The sequence below is a fragment of the Euryhalocaulis sp. genome, from assembly GCF_013911995.1.
Taxonomy (GTDB): domain Bacteria; phylum Pseudomonadota; class Alphaproteobacteria; order Caulobacterales; family Maricaulaceae; genus Euryhalocaulis; species Euryhalocaulis caribicus.
In genome coordinates this window covers 43,273-57,349 of record NZ_JACESD010000001.1, presented here as the reverse complement: position 1 = coordinate 57,349, position 14,077 = coordinate 43,273, and the positions used below count along the sequence as shown (strand labels likewise).

Genomic DNA, 14,077 nt, shown 5'->3' with positions numbered 1-14,077 from the left:
AGGCGCCGGGGAGGGGAAGTCTCATGGCCGCGCTTATCGCCGGACTGGCGATCTTTTTCGCCGCTCACATCCTGGCCGCCGGGCCGGCGCGCGCCGCGCTGACCGGGCGGCTGGGCGAGGGCGGCCGCAAGCTGTTCGTGACCGTGTTTGCCTTCATCGGTCTTGGCCTGATCATCTGGGGCAAGGCGATAGCGCCGTTCAGCCCGGTCTATGACCCGCCGCCGGCGGGACGGGCGATTGCCATGCACGCCATGCCGGTGGCTTTTGTCATTCTGGCGGTGACTTATGTTCCGGGCCGGCTGCGGCGCAGCTTGCGGCATCCCATGCTGCTGGCCATTCTGATCTGGTCGGGTCTGCACCTTCTGGCCAACGGCGACGCGGCCTCCATCCTGCTGTTCGGGTCTTTTGCACTTTACGTGCCGGCCTCGGTCTGGCTGGCGGAGCGGCGCGGCTATCTGCCGCCGGTCGCCGGCGCCTGGCGGTGGGATGCATTCGCGGTGCTTGTCGGGGCCGTGGCTTATTTTGCCGTCTTCCGGTTCCATGGCGTCTTGTTCGGACCGGTGCTTGCCGGATAGATGGTCCACGCATCCAAATCGCGCGCGCCGCGCATCTTATGATCAGAAGACGGGCGCGGACTGCCTGTTCTGATGAAGGAGAAAACAAATGGGCGTTGAAATTGCCGTCCCGCTTGCACTTTTCTGCTCGGTCGCGCTGATCTTTATCTTCGCGTTCTATTTCGGGCAGCGGAAACAGGCCGAGGTCCAGCAGACCATCCGCAAGGCCGTGGAAAACGGATCCCAGCTGACCCCGGACCTGGTGCGTTCCATCGGCGCGCCGAAGATGCCGCACAATACCGATCTGCGGCGCGGCATCATCCTGATCGCCATAGCTGTTGCGATTGCGCTGTTTGGCTGGTCCGTCAGCTATTATGACGATGAAGGCATGATGGCCATGCTGGGCATCGCGGCGTTCCCGGGACTGGTGGGCCTGGCCTATCTGGGCTTCCACTTCCTTACGCCCCGCCAGGACCGCGACGCGGCCTAGGGGAGCTTCGCACCTTTGTCCGTTTCCGCTTCTGACCAGGAACTGGTGGCGCTTGTCATCGCGACGAAGGACCGGAACGCCTTTGGCGAACTGGTCCGGCGCCACCAGGGGCTTGTCCGGTCCATGCTGACCCGGATGTGCGGAAACGCGGCGCTGGGCGATGATCTGGCGCAGGACGCGTTTATTCGCGCCTTCACCAAGATCGGAAGCTTCACGGGCAAGGGGACGTTCAAGTCCTGGCTGTGCTCGATCGCCTATCGCGAATTCCTGATGGCGCGGCGCAAGCGGGAAGCGGCGGACAAGGCGCTGGATCGCCTGATGCGCGAACAGACAGAGGACAGCGCCCCGCCGCGGGACGCCGGCTCCATCGTTGACCTCGACAGGGCGCTGAAGACCCTGAACGAAGAGGAACGCTCGGCCGTGGTGCTGTGTTATGCTTGCGGCTTCTCGCATGCCGAGGCGGCGGAGACCCTGAATGCGCCGCTGGGCACGGTGAAAAGCTGGGTAAACCGGGGGCGGGACAAATTGAAGGAAAGGCTGGGGCAGGATGTGCCCGCGTGATGGTGGACCGATGAGCGATCCTTTCGATTTCGACGACCAGCTGCGCGCCACCTTCCAGAAGGCGGCCGATGAAACCCGCGATGACGGCTTCAGCGAACGCGTGATCCGTCACGCCGCGCGCCCTGACCGCCGGCGCTTCCTGATTCTGGGCGGCGTGGGGTCCACGGGCGCGGCGTTCTCCGGCACCCAACTGGAGGGGCTGTTCTCCAGCATGCCGCACGCCACGGGATGGCTGGGCGAATTGCAGACCTATGCCGGGCCCGAAACCATGGCTGCGGGCGTGATGGCGCTGGCCATTGCCGCGGTGGCGTTCCTGGCCCCGAAAGTCAGCGTCAGCTAGGCGCAACACACTCCATTCTTTGATCGCGTCTGGCGCGCCGTGTATAGGCGTTGGCCATGTCTGCCCAATCCCGAACCAAGCGCATGACCGCGCGCGAGATCGCCGACCGAAAGGGCGGCGATCCCATTGTCTGCCTGACCGCCTATGACGCCCCGATGGCGGCGCTTCTGGACGAGCATTGCGACCTGATCCTGGTCGGCGATTCCGTCGGCATGGTGGTGCATGGCCTGTCCACCACGGTCGGCGTCACCGTGGACATGATGATCATGCACGGGAAAGCGGTCATGCGCGGCGCGAAGACCGCGCTGGTGGTCGTCGACATGCCGTTCGGCAGTTATGAGGAAAGCCCGGAAGTCGCCTTCCGCAACGCCGCGCGCATCATGTCCGAAACCGGCTGTCAGGCCGTGAAGCTGGAAAGCGGTCCCTATGCCGGGGAAACCACGCGTTTTCTGGTGGAGCGCGGCATTCCGGTGGTCGCCCATGTGGGGCTGCGCCCGCAGGCGATGAATATACTGGGCGGCTTCCGCGCCCAGGGCCGCGACGAGGCGCAGCGCAAGGAGATCATGGACTCGGCCAGGACCGCCAGCGACGCCGGCGCATTCGCCGTTGTGGTGGAGGGCGTGGCGGAGGATCTGGCCGGTGAAATCACGCAGGCCATCAGCGCGCCCACTATCGGCATCGGCGCCTCCGCCGCCTGCGACGGGCAGGTTCTGGTCACGCAGGACATGCTGGGCATGTTCGACTGGGCGCCGAAATTCGTGAAACGCTATGACCAGCTGGGCGACCGGATCGGCGAGGCGGCGAAAGCCTATGCAGACGATGTTCGCAGCCGGGCTTTTCCGGGACCCGAACACGTATACAAGTTCAACAAGACCTAATCGGCGCCGCATCGCTTGAAGCGCCTATCCGGCGCGGCTAGGGTCCGGCGGCAAAATTCCGCGCCTCGAAAGGCGTGCAGGGAGCCTGATTTTACGTGGCTGACATCTTTTCTGAGGTCGAAGAAGAACTTCGGCGCGATAAATACAACGTATTGCTCCGCAGGTATGGCCTGTGGATTGCCGGCGCGGCCTTCCTGGTCGTCTTGGCTGTGGCCGGGTACGAACTGATCTGGACGCCCTGGCAGGCGGACAAGGTCGACCGCGCCTCCACCGCCTATCAGGCGGCGCTGGAACAGCAGGAAGCGGGCAATATCGAAGCCGCCGATGCGGAATTCGAGGAAATTATTGCGGACAGCCATGGCGGATACGCCGTGCTGGCCCTGATGCAGCGCGCCGCCATCGCGGCGGACGAGGGCGATGCCCCGCGCGCAGCCGCGCTTTATGAGCAGGCCGGCGACATGGCGGATGAATCCGCGCTCCGCAATTTCGCCCGGATCAAGGCGCTGTATGTGATCGCGGATGAATTGAGCTATGCCGAGCTTCTGGACCGGGCGGAGCCGATGGCCGCCAGCGATAATCCTTTCCGCTTTTCCGCGCGTGAGCTGATCGCGGCCGGCGCGCTGAAAGAGGGCGATTATGACCGGGCGCGCGAAGAATACCGTTTCCTGAATCTGGCCCCTGAAACCCCGCCCGGCGTTCGCCGCCGCGCGCAGGAGGGCATGGCCGCGCTGAATCGTATGCAGCCCGGCGGATCAACACCGAACGAGGAACAGTCAGAAGAATGATCTCTCATCGTATCATCGGCCTTGCGGCCGCGCTTGCGCTTCTGGGCGGTTGTTCGACCGTTTCGGATACGGCCTCTGATGTTGGCGGCTTCCTCTGGCCCTTCGGCGGCGACGACGAAGCTGATCAGGGCGACGCGCCGGACGAAGAAGCCCGGATGTCGATCCTGACGCTTGAAGAATCCCTGACCGTCGATCCGGACAAGTCCGACGTTCAGGTCTATCTGCCGACATCGTATCGCAATGACGCCTGGCCGATGGCGGGCGGTTACGCCACCCACGCCATCGAGCACCCGCAGGCCGGCGGTCTGTCGGTCGCTTGGAGCACGGATGTCGGCCAGGGATCCAGCCGGACCTCGCGCGTGATCGCGCAGCCCGTGGTCAGCGGCGGCATGATTTACGCCATGGACGGCGACAATCAGGTCACGGCGCTGGACGCCGAAACCGGCCAGAAACGCTGGGACACCACAATCAAGTCCGAAAACAAGCGCGACAAGGAAGCCTTCGGTGGCGGTGTCGCGGTCGGCGAGGGGCGCGTTTATGTCAGCTCCGGCTATGGCGCCGTTGTCGCGCTGAACGCGCAGACCGGCAATGAAGTGTGGCGGCGCGACACCACGTCCCCGATGCAGTCCGCCCCGGCCATCGCCGACGGCCGCGTGTTCGCGATCACCGATGACAACGAACTCTATGTGCTGGATTCGGCGACCGGCGATCTGCTCTGGACCTATCAGAGCATCGCTGAATCGGCCCGCCTTCTGACCGCCCCGGCGCCCGCGATTGTTGATGACATTGTCGTCGCGCCGTTTGCCTCGGGCGAGCTGGTGGCCCTGCGCGTCGAGAACGGCCGCCCGATCTGGCAGGATGTGCTGTCCCGCGGCAGCCAGCTGACGCCGATGTCTTCGCTGAACGATATTCCGGCGCCGCCGGTCGTCTCGAATGGCATTGTCTACGCGATGAGCCATTCGGGCGTTCTGGTCGCCATCAATCTGCAGACCGGCGAGCGCGTCTGGTCTAAGCCGGCGGGCGGCTCCAACATGCCGTGGCTGGCTGGCGACTTCATCTTCGCCATTACCGGCGAGGGCGAGCTTCTGGCCATGTCGCGCGAAGATGGCGGCATTGTCTGGCTGACCAGCCTGCCGGTGTTCGAGAACCAGAAAAAGCGCAAGGACCGGATTTCCTGGGCCGGGCCGATTCTGGCCGGAAACCAGCTGATCCTGGCCTCGTCGGTGGATGGCGGCCGCGTTGTTGACCCGATCAGCGGGCGGATCACCTCGGACTTCGATACGAAGGGCGATGTCTATGTGCCGCCGATCGTCGCGAACGGCACCGTGTACATCCTGAATGACGAAGCCGAGCTAATCGCCTATCGCTAGGCCTTATGGCGCGAAAACTTGCAATCGTTGGCCGGCCCAATGTCGGCAAATCCACCCTGTTCAATCGGATGGCGGGGAAAACGCTGGCGCTTGTCCATGACGCGCCGGGCGTCACGCGCGACCGCAAGGAAGCGGACGTGCATTTCGGCACGCTGGATTTTGTCCTGATTGACACGGCCGGGTTCGAGGATGTCGACGATGACAGCCTTGAAGCGCGCATGCGGATACAGACCGAAATCGCTGTGGACGAAGCTGACGCCGCGCTGTTCCTGATTGACGCCCGCGCCGGCATCACGCCGGTGGACGAGGCGTTTGCCGAACTGCTGCGCCGCCGCGGCAAACCGGTCGTGCTGGCCGCCAACAAGGCGGAAGGCAAGGCGGGCGAGTCCGGGTATCTCGAGGCATTCTCGCTGGGGCTGGGCGAACCGATTGCCTTGTCCGCCGCCCATGGCGAAGGAATGAGCGAGCTTTTTGACGCGCTGAAAGCGGCGTTTGAAGCGGCGGGCGAGGAAGCAGCGGACGATGAGCTTGAAGACGGCGACGACCCGATCCGCATGGCGGTCGTGGGCCGGCCGAACGCCGGAAAATCAACTCTGCTCAATTCCATGCTGGGCAAGGAACGGCTGCTGACCGGACCGGAAGCCGGGATCACGCGCGACTCCATCACCATCCCGTGGGAATGGAATGGTCAGGCGGTGCGCCTTCATGACACCGCGGGGATGCGCAAGAAGGCGCGGGTGAACGAGTCGCTGGAGAAGATGAGCGTCGGCGACACCGTGCGCGCCATACGCTTTGCCCAGATCGTGGTCATGGTGATGGACGCCATGGCGCCGCTCGAAAAACAGGACCTCCAGATCGCTGATCTGGCTATTCGCGAGGGCCGGGCGGTGGTGTTCGCTGTCACCAAATGGGATCTCGTGCCGGACAAGAAGAGCTGGCGCGAAGCGATCGAGGACCGGATCGGGACCTATCTGCCGCAAGTCAAAGGCGCGCCCATCGTCTATCTGTCCGGCAAGACGGGAAAAGGCCTCGACCGGCTGATGCCGGCGGTCGCGCAGTTGCGCAAGGACTGGAGCGTCAAGGTGAAGACGCGGGACCTGAATGACTGGCTGCACGAGATGACGGAGCGGCACCCGCCGCCCGCCATCAATGGCCGCCGCATCAAGCCGCGTTACATGTCACAGACCAAAGCCCGTCCGCCAACCTTCGTGTTGATGGCGTCGCGCGCGGAAAAAATGCCGGAGAGCTACAAGCGATACCTGGTCAACGGGCTTCGCGAGGCGTTCGACCTGAAAGGCACGCCTATCCGCCTGCATGTCCGCTCGGGGAAAAACCCCTACGCGGAATAATGCTTGGCGACGTCCTTGAATTCGATCAGGGCGTCATTCTTGCGGTAATCGGCTTCGATCATGTCCGCGATCAGGCGCGCCACCGCGTCCGGAGACGGATTGGAATCCGGGTCTTCGCCCGGCATGGCCTGCGCCCGCATGGCGGTCTTTGTCGGGCCGGGGTTCAGCAGGTTGGCCTTCGCATTGCTTGGCTCAAGCTCTTTCGCCCAACAGCTGACCATGGCGTCCAGCGCGGCTTTGGAGGCCGCATAGGCGCTCCAGTATGCGCGATGCTTGCGCGCCGCGCCGGAGGTCACGAAAACCGCGCGCCCGGCCTCTGACTGCTTCAGAAGGCCCTCAAAGGCCCGGATCAGCGCCCAGTTGGCGTGGAAGTTCACCGTAAACGTCTCGCCCCAGACTTTCGGCTCGATCTGGGAGACCGGGGTAAGCTGGCCCAGCAGGCCGGCGTTTCCGACCAGACCGTCCAGGCGGCCCCAGCGGTCTTTTACGACTTTCGCCAGCTGCTCCACGTTCTCCGGCTGACGCAGATCCAGCGGCACCAGAATGGTCGCGCCAGGAAGGTCCGCCACCGCGTCGTCGAGTTCCTCAAGCGCGCCTTGCGTCCGCGCCAGGGCGATCACTTCGCCGCCGCGCCGCGCGATTTCCAGCGCCTCATAGCCAATGCCGCGGGAAGCGCCGGTGACCAGGGTCACGCGCCCCTTCTGGGTCAGTTTGTCAGTCATGGAAGGTCAGGCGACCTCGTGCAGGAAGGAAAGCTGGCGATCCTTGTCTTCCAGGGCGTTCGTGCGGTCGGTCAGACCGGTCGGATAGTCGCCCGTAAAGCAGTGATCGGTGAATTGCGGGTGCTCGCTGTCGCGGCCCTTTTCCTCGCCCATGGCCTCGTAAAGGCCATCGACAGACAGGAAGCCGAGGCTGTCGGCGTTCAATTCCTCACGCATCTCTTCCAGCGTGTGGGTCGCGGCGATCAGCTTGTCGCGGATCGGCGTATCGATGCCGTAATAGTCCGGCCACTGGATCATCGGGCTGGCCGAGCGGAAGTGAACTTCGCTGGCGCCGGCCTCGCGCACCATGCGCACGATCTTGCGGGATGTGGTGCCGCGCACCACCGAGTCGTCGATCAGCACCACGCGCTTGCCGGCGATCTGGCCGCGATTGGCGGAATGTTTCAGTCGCACGCCCATGTCGCGAATCTGCTGACTCGGCTGGATAAAGGTGCGCCCGACATAGTGGTTGCGGACAATGCCGTGCTCGAACGGAATGCCGCTGGCCTGCGCAAATCCCAGCGCGGCCGGCACGCCGGAGTCCGGCACCGGGATGACCACGTCCGCCTCCGCCGGCCATTCCGCCGCCAGCTTGCGGCCCATTTCCTTGCGCACTTCATAGACGGAGCGGCCGTCCACGATGGAGTCGGGCCGCGCGAAATAGACAAATTCGAAAATACAGGGGCGGGGACGGTGCGGCGGGAAAGGCTTGATGCTCTGGATGCCGTCCTCGGTCGCAACGACGACTTCGCCGGGCTCGACATCGCGGACGAATTTCGCGCCGATCATGTCCAGCGCGCAGGTCTCGGACGCCATTACCGGCGCGCCCTGCAGATCGCCGAGAACCAGCGGGCGGATGCCCAGCGGGTCCCGCACGCCGATCAGTTTCTTGTTGGTCAGGGCGACCATCGCGTAGGCGCCTTCGATCTGACGGATCGCGTCGATGAAACGGTCGATCGTCTTGCCGGCGCGCGAGCGCGCGACCAGTTGCAGGATCACTTCGCTGTCGGAGGTCGACTGGAAGATCGCTCCGTCGCGGACCAGCTCTTCGCGCAGGACGCGGGAATTGGTCAGATTGCCATTATGGGCGAGGGAGAAACCGCCGGCGTTCAGGTCGGCAAACAGCGGCTGGACATTGCGAAGAACCGTCGCGCCCTGCGTGGAATAGCGTACATGGCCGATGGCTGACTGGCCCGGCAGGCGCGCGGTGAGGTCCTGTCCGGTGAAATTATCGCCGACTAGACCCAGATGGCGTTCATTGTGGAAGCGCCGCCCGTCAAAGGCGGTGATGCCGCAGGCTTCCTGACCGCGATGCTGAAGGGCGTGAAGCCCCAGCGCCGTCAGGACGGCGGCGTCGTCCGCGTTGAAAACTCCGAATACGCCGCACTCCTCGCGCAGCCGGTCCTCGTCAGGATCGAAGAAGGCGCTTGCGCCATCAGCGGGGGGAAGGGTCAACGCTCGTCCTCCTTGTCGCCATCGGACTTGGTGGTAATCAGCTGGTCCAGGCTCTGCCGTTGGCGCTGCTCATAGCCGGGCCCGCCATCGGAGTCTTCCGTCTCTGCAGTCGTTTGCGCAGCTTCGGGCTGCGGCTCATTAAGCTTTTGTGACGGGTTAGATAAGCGCCCTTCGGCAACTTTCGACCCCTCCGGCGCAAGATCCTGCAGCGCAACGGCGGTGGAATTCAACATGGGGTAGAGGCGGGCTTCAACCATCCAGCCCGGCGGGCGGTCCGGCGGGCTGATCGCCAGAACCACGATCACGAACAGGGCCAGCACCACGACGCCGCGCACCAGACCAAAGGCAAATCCGGCCAGCCGGTCGATCAGGCCCGGCTCCTCTTCCCCCCGCATTCGCTTGGAGAGGCTGGAGGTGACCAGCGTGACAGCCAGATAGACCAGCAGGAAGACCACGCCGATAGCGGCCAGATCGGCCGCCCATCCGGCGGGAATCATGGCGCGCGCGGGTTCGCGCAGCACCGGAAACATGAAAAGGGAGACGAAAGCGGCCGCCACAAAGGCCGAAACCGACAGAAGTTCGCGGATAAAGCCCCGCGTCAGGGCCAGCAGGCCCGACGCCATGAGAACGGCGAGGATCGCCCAGTCGAATGCCGTAATGGGCTGCTCCATCTAGTACTCCCCGAACTGTCCCGCTTCAACCATAGCAACAAGGTCCGCCAGCGTCTTCACGCCCAGAACCGACAAATTGGCGCCGGAGTCCGGCGATACCGGGGCAATCGCCCTCTGAAACCCAAGCTTCGCCGCTTCCTTCATCCGCGCGTCCGCGCGGCCCACCGGGCGAACCTCGCCCGACAGGCTGATTTCCCCGAACGCCGCGCAATCGGCGGGCAGCGCCACGTCGAACACCGAACTGGCCAGCGCCGCCGCTACGGCCAGGTCGGCTGCGGGTTCGGATATCTTCAACCCGCCCGCGACGTTCAGATAAACGTCGCGCTGGCCGAAGCCAAGGCCGCATCGGGCCTCCAGCACGGCCAGCACCATGGCCAGCCGCCCGGAATCCCACCCGACCACCGCGCGCCGCGGCGTGCCGAACGCGGCGGAGGCGACCAGCGCCTGTATTTCCACCAGAACGGGACGCGCGCCTTCCATGCCTGCAAAGACGGCTGAGCCGGGGGCAGGTTCCCCCCGGCCGTCCAGAAACAGCGCGGACGGGTTCTCCACCACGGTCAGGCCCTGTTCGGACATTTCGAACACGCCGATCTCGTCGGTCGGCCCGAAGCGGTTCTTGACCGAGCGCAACAGGCGGAACTGATGCGCGCGCTCGCCCTCGAAATAAATCACGGCGTCGACCATGTGCTCGACCACGCGCGGCCCGGCGATCTGGCCTTCCTTGGTCACGTGGCCGACCAGAATCACCGCGGCGTTGCGGCGCTTGGCAAAGCGCACCAGCTCCTGTGAGCAGGCGCGCACCTGCGCCACGGTTCCGGGCGCGGCGGCCAGCTGGTCGGTCCAGAGCGTCTGGATGGAATCGACCACAACGACCTGCGGCTTGTCGCGTTTCAGGGCGTCCAGAGTCGGTTCAAGCGCAGTCTCGGAAGCCAGCGCCACTGGCGAATCCGACAGCCCCAGCCGCTTGGCGCGGCGGCGCACCTGGTCCACGGCTTCCTCGCCGGAAATATAGGCTGTCCGCACGCCGTCGCTGGCCAGAGAGGCCATGGCCTGAAGAAGCAGGGTGGACTTTCCGATGCCGGGATCGCCGCCGATCAGCACGGCGGAGCCGGGAACAAGTCCGCCGCCCAGCACGCGGTCCAGCTCCGAAACGCCGGTCGAGAAGCGCGGCGCGTCCTCGGTTTCGGCGCCCAGATCGACGAATTCGATTCCGCGTCCCGGTTTGCGGGTTTTGGGCTTGGTCGCCTGGGTTCCGACCGGCGCGGAGACGGACTCCTCGACCAGCGTATTCCATTCGCCGCAGGCCTCGCACTTCCCGGACCATTTGGGGTGCGCGCCGCCGCAGCTCTGGCAGACAAATTGGACAGCAGAACGGGCCATAAAATTCGAATCAAGTCATGTCAGGGGGGCGCAGCATCGGGTTTCGGGGCTGTCCAAACAAGCGTCAGCCGCCCTCATAAACACGGTCGAAGCGTTCGCCCAGCCGGGTGAGAAGCTCATAGGATATTGTCCCCGCCGCGTCCGCCTGCGCTTCCAGATCGCCGCCGAAGAAGCGAACCCGGCGCCCCGGCTCGGCGATGCCGGCGCATGAGGACGCATCCAGAACGATCAAGTCCATGGATACGCGGCCGATGATCGGCAGGCGCGCGCCCTCAAGCGTCCCGTAACCGCCTTGCGCGCCCGCGCGCAGGAACCCGTCCGCATAGCCCAGCGCCACGGTAACGGCGAGCATGTCGCCCGGCGCGGTGAACTCCGCGCCATATCCCACCGGATCGCCCGCTTTCAGGCGCCGCGTCTGGAGAATGGGCGCCGCCACGCTGACCACAGGCGAAAGCGCCGGCGTCTCACCGGAAACCGGATTGCCGCCATAAAGCGCGATGCCCGGGCGGGTCAGGTCGAAACCATAATCCTCCCCCAGAAAACAGCCGGCCGAATTGGCCAGGCTGAGGCGCGGCGTCTCGGGCAGAGCGCGCGCGGCCTCTCTGAAAGCTTTCAGCTGACGCGGGTTCATCGGATGAGCCGCTTCGTCGGCGCAGGCCAGATGGCTCATCAGCAGGGAAAGCCGCACATCCTCCAGCCGTTGCGGCTGAGCGGCCAGCGCCCGCGTTTCCTCCGGCGACAGCCCCAGCCGGTTCATCCCTGTATCAATGTGCAGCGCGGCGGGCGGGCCGCCTGCGGCGCGGGCCGATACCGCGCGCCATAGATCTATCTGGTCCAGGGAATTGAGCACGGGGCGCAGCCGGTGAGCGAAGAAGTAATCCTCTTCACTCTCGAACAGGCCGTTATAGACATAGATGACGCTGTCGGGCTGTTTCAGGAAGGTCCGCAGCGCGGCGCCTTCCTGTGCATGGGCCACAAAAAACGTGCGGCAGCCCGCGTTCTCAAGCACCGGGGCAATCCGCTCCGCGCCCAGACCGTAGGCGTCGGCCTTGATCGTCGCGCCGGTCTCTGCGCGGCCCGATTGTTCTGCCAGGAAGCGGTAATTCCGCGCAACCGCGTCCAGATCGATATTCAGGCGCGGGCGGGAAACGGCGGGCGGCTTAACGGTACTCGTCCTCGTAGCGTCCGGTCGTGTCCAGATTGCCGAACTTGGTGAGCGCCTCGTGGAAGGACAGTTTCACGGTGCCGATGGGGCCGTGACGCTGCTTGCCGATGATCACTTCGGCGACATTGCCGATCTGGCTCATCTCTTCCTGCCATTCCAGATGTTCCGCGGACCCTTCGCGCGGCTCCATGCGGGATTTGTAATAGGCCTCCCGGTACACGAACATCACAACGTCGGCGTCCTGTTCGATGGAGCCGGATTCGCGCAGGTCCGAAAGCTGGGGCTTCTTGTCGTCGCGCTGCTCCACCTGCCGGGAAAGCTGGGACAGCGCCAGCACCGGCACGTTCAGTTCCTTGGCCAGCGCCTTCAGCCCCTGCGTGATCTGGCTGACCTCCTGCACCCGGCCTTCGCTGCGCCCGGACGAGGCGGTGACCAGCTGCAGATAGTCGACCACGATCAGGTCCAGGCCGTGAATACGCTTCAACCGGCGCGCACGCGCGGCCAGCGCGCCGATGGAGATGCCGCCGGTATCGTCAATGTGCAGCGGGATGGATTGCAGCTCCAGCGCAGCTTCGCGCAATTGTTCGAACTGGTCGGCGCGGATCTCGCCGCGGCGGATCAGGTCGGACGGCACGCCGGAATATTCCGCCAGCAGGCGGGTCGCCAGCTGCTCTGACGACATTTCTAGGGAGAAGAACCCCACAACCCCGCCATCGACCGTCTTGCGGCCGCCTTCTGGCAAGAGTTCGTACTGGTACTGGCGGGCGATATAGAAGGCGATATTGGTCGCCAGCGAGGTTTTACCCATCGACGGACGCCCGGCGAGGATAACCAGATCCGACGGATGCAAACCGCCCAGCTTGCGGTCCAGATCGCGCAGGCCGGAGGAAATACCGGAGAGGCCGCCATCGCGCTCATAAGCCGCGGCCGCCATCGTGACCGACTGCTCCAGCGCCAGAGAAAAATCCTGAAACCCGCCGGTCGCGGCCCCGGTCTCGGCCAGCGCGTAGAGCTTCTTCTCCGCGCTTTCGATCATGCCGCGCGCGCCGTCTTCCATGTCGGGGTCGGCCGCGTCTTCGGAGATTTCCTGCCCGATGCGGATCAGCTCCCGCTTCAGGGCGAGGTCATAGATCAGGCGGGCATATTCGGGGGCGGCGGTGGACGGGTAGGGGGCGTCGGCCAGGCTGACCAGATATTCCACGCCGCCGATTTCCGACAGGCCCTCATCGGCCGAGAAACGCTCGCGCAGCGTAATCGGATCGGCCAGCGCGCCCTTGCCGACCATTTCCGAGGCCACGGCAAAGATGCGCCCATGCACGGGATCGTAAAAATGCCGCGCCTGCAGATAGTCGCCGATGCGGTTATAGACTTCGTTGTCCAGCAACAGCGCGCCCAGCAGGGCCTGTTCCGCATCCAGATTGTGCGGGGCGCGGTCGCTCTTGGCTGCCATTTCGGCTGGCGGCTCTGTTTTGAATGCAACGTCGGACATGGGCTTGTTATGACGCCTTTCCCGCGTCACGGAAAATTCCGCGCGCAGAGAGCCTGTGGATTGTTCTGCAAAGAGAAAAGGCGGGCCCGGTTAGGGACCCGCCTTAACGTCTTAAAGCTGCTGGCAAATCCCTAACTCAGGATTTGTCCTCAACTTCGTCAGCATCTTCAGCGTCGGCCTCGGCGGTTTCCGCCTCGGCTTCCTCGCCTTCGCCCTCAACGTCGCCTTCGGCGGCGGCGAGGTCTTCCGGCTCGGCGCCTTCCTCGAAGATTTCGGCCGCTTCCTCTTCGGAAAGGCCGGTCTTCTCGGCGATGGCCGCGGCGCGGTCTTCGTCACGCTCGGCGGCGATGATGTCCTCGCCCTCGGCCTGACGCTCGGCTTCGTCAGCCGTGCGCGCCACATTGATGCGGATCGTCGCGGAGACTTCCGGATGCAGGCGGATCTCGATCTCATAGACGCCGATGGTCTTGATCGGGATGTCCAGCTTGACCTGCGAACGGGCGACCTTGTGGCCTTCCCCGGTCACCGCATCGGCGATGTCGCGGGAAGAAACGGAGCCATAAAGCTGGCCCGTGTCGCCGGCCTGACGGATCAGGATGAAGTCCTTGCCGTCGATCTTGTCGGCGTCGGTCTGGGCTTCGGTCTTGCGCTCGTCGTTCAGCTTTTCGAGGGCGTCGCGTTCACGCTCGAACCGCTCGATATTGGCTTTGGTCGCGCGCAGCGCCTTGTTCTGCGGCAGCAGGAAGTTGCGGGCGTAACCCGGCTTGACGCGGACGACTTCGCCCATGCCGCCGAGGTTTTCCACGCGTTCGAGAAGTACGACTTCCAT

General features: G+C 64.7%; 15 protein-coding genes. 8 read left to right on the top strand and 7 right to left on the bottom strand.

The features are described 5' to 3' along the window. Positions 1 to 23 precede the first annotated feature (23 nt). The 8 genes from H2040_RS00285 (at position 24) to der (ending at position 6,327) form a co-directional block, all read left to right on the top strand. On the top strand, positions 24 to 575 hold the full coding sequence (locus tag H2040_RS00285) for an NnrU family protein (RefSeq protein WP_287153264.1): 552 nt from the start codon (positions 24 to 26) through the stop codon (positions 573 to 575). An 88-nt stretch (positions 576 to 663) separates the two neighbouring features. After that, positions 664 to 1,044, top strand: a complete 381-nt coding sequence (locus H2040_RS00280) for a DUF6249 domain-containing protein (RefSeq protein WP_022699020.1) — start codon at positions 664 to 666, stop codon at positions 1,042 to 1,044. 15 nt (positions 1,045 to 1,059) lie between these two features. Next, positions 1,060 to 1,605, top strand: coding sequence for an RNA polymerase sigma factor (locus tag H2040_RS00275; protein WP_022699019.1), 546 nt, complete (start codon positions 1,060 to 1,062; stop codon positions 1,603 to 1,605). 10 nt (positions 1,606 to 1,615) lie between these two features. Then, entirely contained in the window at positions 1,616 to 1,945 is a 330-nt protein-coding gene (locus H2040_RS00270) for a hypothetical protein (RefSeq protein WP_022699018.1), read from the top strand. 56 nt (positions 1,946 to 2,001) lie between these two features. After that, the gene (gene panB, locus H2040_RS00265; protein ID WP_022699017.1) at positions 2,002 to 2,823 is read left to right on the top strand and encodes a 3-methyl-2-oxobutanoate hydroxymethyltransferase; all 822 of its coding nucleotides are present in this window, start codon (positions 2,002 to 2,004) and stop codon (positions 2,821 to 2,823) included. Between the two features lie 95 nt (positions 2,824 to 2,918). Beyond that, entirely contained in the window at positions 2,919 to 3,608 is a 690-nt protein-coding gene (locus H2040_RS00260; RefSeq protein ID WP_022699016.1) for a tetratricopeptide repeat protein, read from the top strand. Continuing rightward, a complete protein-coding gene (locus tag H2040_RS00255; RefSeq protein WP_022699015.1) occupies positions 3,605 to 4,978 on the top strand; it encodes an outer membrane protein assembly factor BamB family protein in 1,374 nt (457 codons plus the stop codon). Before H2040_RS00260 ends, H2040_RS00255 begins: the two co-directional genes overlap by 4 nt. 5 nt (positions 4,979 to 4,983) lie before the next feature. Further along, on the top strand, positions 4,984 to 6,327 hold the full coding sequence (gene der / locus H2040_RS00250) for a ribosome biogenesis GTPase Der (protein WP_022699014.1): 1,344 nt from the start codon (positions 4,984 to 4,986) through the stop codon (positions 6,325 to 6,327). Here der and H2040_RS00245 read toward each other — a convergent pair. The 7 genes from H2040_RS00245 to rplI all read right to left on the bottom strand — a co-directional run bounded on the left by H2040_RS00245 (position 6,315) and on the right by rplI (position 14,077). After that, on the bottom strand, positions 6,315 to 7,049 hold the full coding sequence (locus H2040_RS00245) for an SDR family NAD(P)-dependent oxidoreductase (protein WP_287153254.1): 735 nt from the start codon (positions 7,047 to 7,049) through the stop codon (positions 6,315 to 6,317). The two genes, der and H2040_RS00245, sit on opposite strands and share 13 nt — an antisense overlap. A 6-nt stretch (positions 7,050 to 7,055) precedes the next feature. Beyond that, positions 7,056 to 8,543: an amidophosphoribosyltransferase gene (gene purF, locus H2040_RS00240; RefSeq protein WP_022699012.1), complete on the bottom strand. Its 1,488-nt coding sequence runs from the start codon at positions 8,541 to 8,543 to the stop codon at positions 7,056 to 7,058. After that, the gene (locus H2040_RS00235; RefSeq protein WP_287153251.1) at positions 8,540 to 9,214 is read right to left on the bottom strand and encodes a CvpA family protein; all 675 of its coding nucleotides are present in this window, start codon (positions 9,212 to 9,214) and stop codon (positions 8,540 to 8,542) included. Before H2040_RS00235 ends, purF begins: the two co-directional genes overlap by 4 nt. Next, entirely contained in the window at positions 9,215 to 10,594 is a 1,380-nt protein-coding gene (gene radA, locus H2040_RS00230; RefSeq protein ID WP_287153249.1) for a DNA repair protein RadA, read from the bottom strand. Between the two features lie 64 nt (positions 10,595 to 10,658). Beyond that, positions 10,659 to 11,729, bottom strand: a complete 1,071-nt coding sequence (gene alr, locus H2040_RS00225; protein WP_353844762.1) for an alanine racemase — start codon at positions 11,727 to 11,729, stop codon at positions 10,659 to 10,661. Between the two features lie 25 nt (positions 11,730 to 11,754). Continuing rightward, the gene (locus H2040_RS00220) at positions 11,755 to 13,248 is read right to left on the bottom strand and encodes a replicative DNA helicase (RefSeq protein ID WP_022699008.1); all 1,494 of its coding nucleotides are present in this window, start codon (positions 13,246 to 13,248) and stop codon (positions 11,755 to 11,757) included. 136 nt (positions 13,249 to 13,384) lie between these two features. Then, positions 13,385 to 14,077 carry a 50S ribosomal protein L9 gene (gene rplI / locus H2040_RS00215; RefSeq protein ID WP_287153246.1) on the bottom strand — a complete coding sequence of 231 codons (693 nt, stop codon included), beginning with the start codon at positions 14,075 to 14,077 and terminating at the stop codon, positions 13,385 to 13,387.

Excerpts from the sequence above, each read along its gene's own strand:
- H2040_RS00285 (WP_287153264.1), top strand. The coding sequence starts at position 24 with ATGGCCGCGCTTATCGCCGGACTGGCGATCTTTTTCGCCGCTCACATC.
- H2040_RS00280 (WP_022699020.1), top strand. The coding sequence starts at position 664 with ATGGGCGTTGAAATTGCCGTCCCGCTTGCACTTTTCTGCTCGGTCGCG.
- H2040_RS00270 (WP_022699018.1), top strand. The coding sequence starts at position 1,616 with ATGAGCGATCCTTTCGATTTCGACGACCAGCTGCGCGCCACCTTCCAG.
- panB (WP_022699017.1), top strand. The coding sequence starts at position 2,002 with ATGTCTGCCCAATCCCGAACCAAGCGCATGACCGCGCGCGAGATCGCC.
- H2040_RS00255 (WP_022699015.1), top strand. The coding sequence starts at position 3,605 with ATGATCTCTCATCGTATCATCGGCCTTGCGGCCGCGCTTGCGCTTCTG.
- der (WP_022699014.1), top strand. The coding sequence starts at position 4,984 with ATGGCGCGAAAACTTGCAATCGTTGGCCGGCCCAATGTCGGCAAATCC.
- H2040_RS00245 (WP_287153254.1), bottom strand. The coding sequence starts at position 7,049 with ATGACTGACAAACTGACCCAGAAGGGGCGCGTGACCCTGGTCACCGGC.
- H2040_RS00235 (WP_287153251.1), bottom strand. The coding sequence starts at position 9,214 with ATGGAGCAGCCCATTACGGCATTCGACTGGGCGATCCTCGCCGTTCTC.
- radA (WP_287153249.1), bottom strand. The coding sequence starts at position 10,594 with ATGGCCCGTTCTGCTGTCCAATTTGTCTGCCAGAGCTGCGGCGGCGCG.
- H2040_RS00220 (WP_022699008.1), bottom strand. The coding sequence starts at position 13,248 with ATGTCCGACGTTGCATTCAAAACAGAGCCGCCAGCCGAAATGGCAGCC.
- rplI (WP_287153246.1), bottom strand. The coding sequence starts at position 14,077 with ATGGAAGTCGTACTTCTCGAACGCGTGGAAAACCTCGGCGGCATGGGC.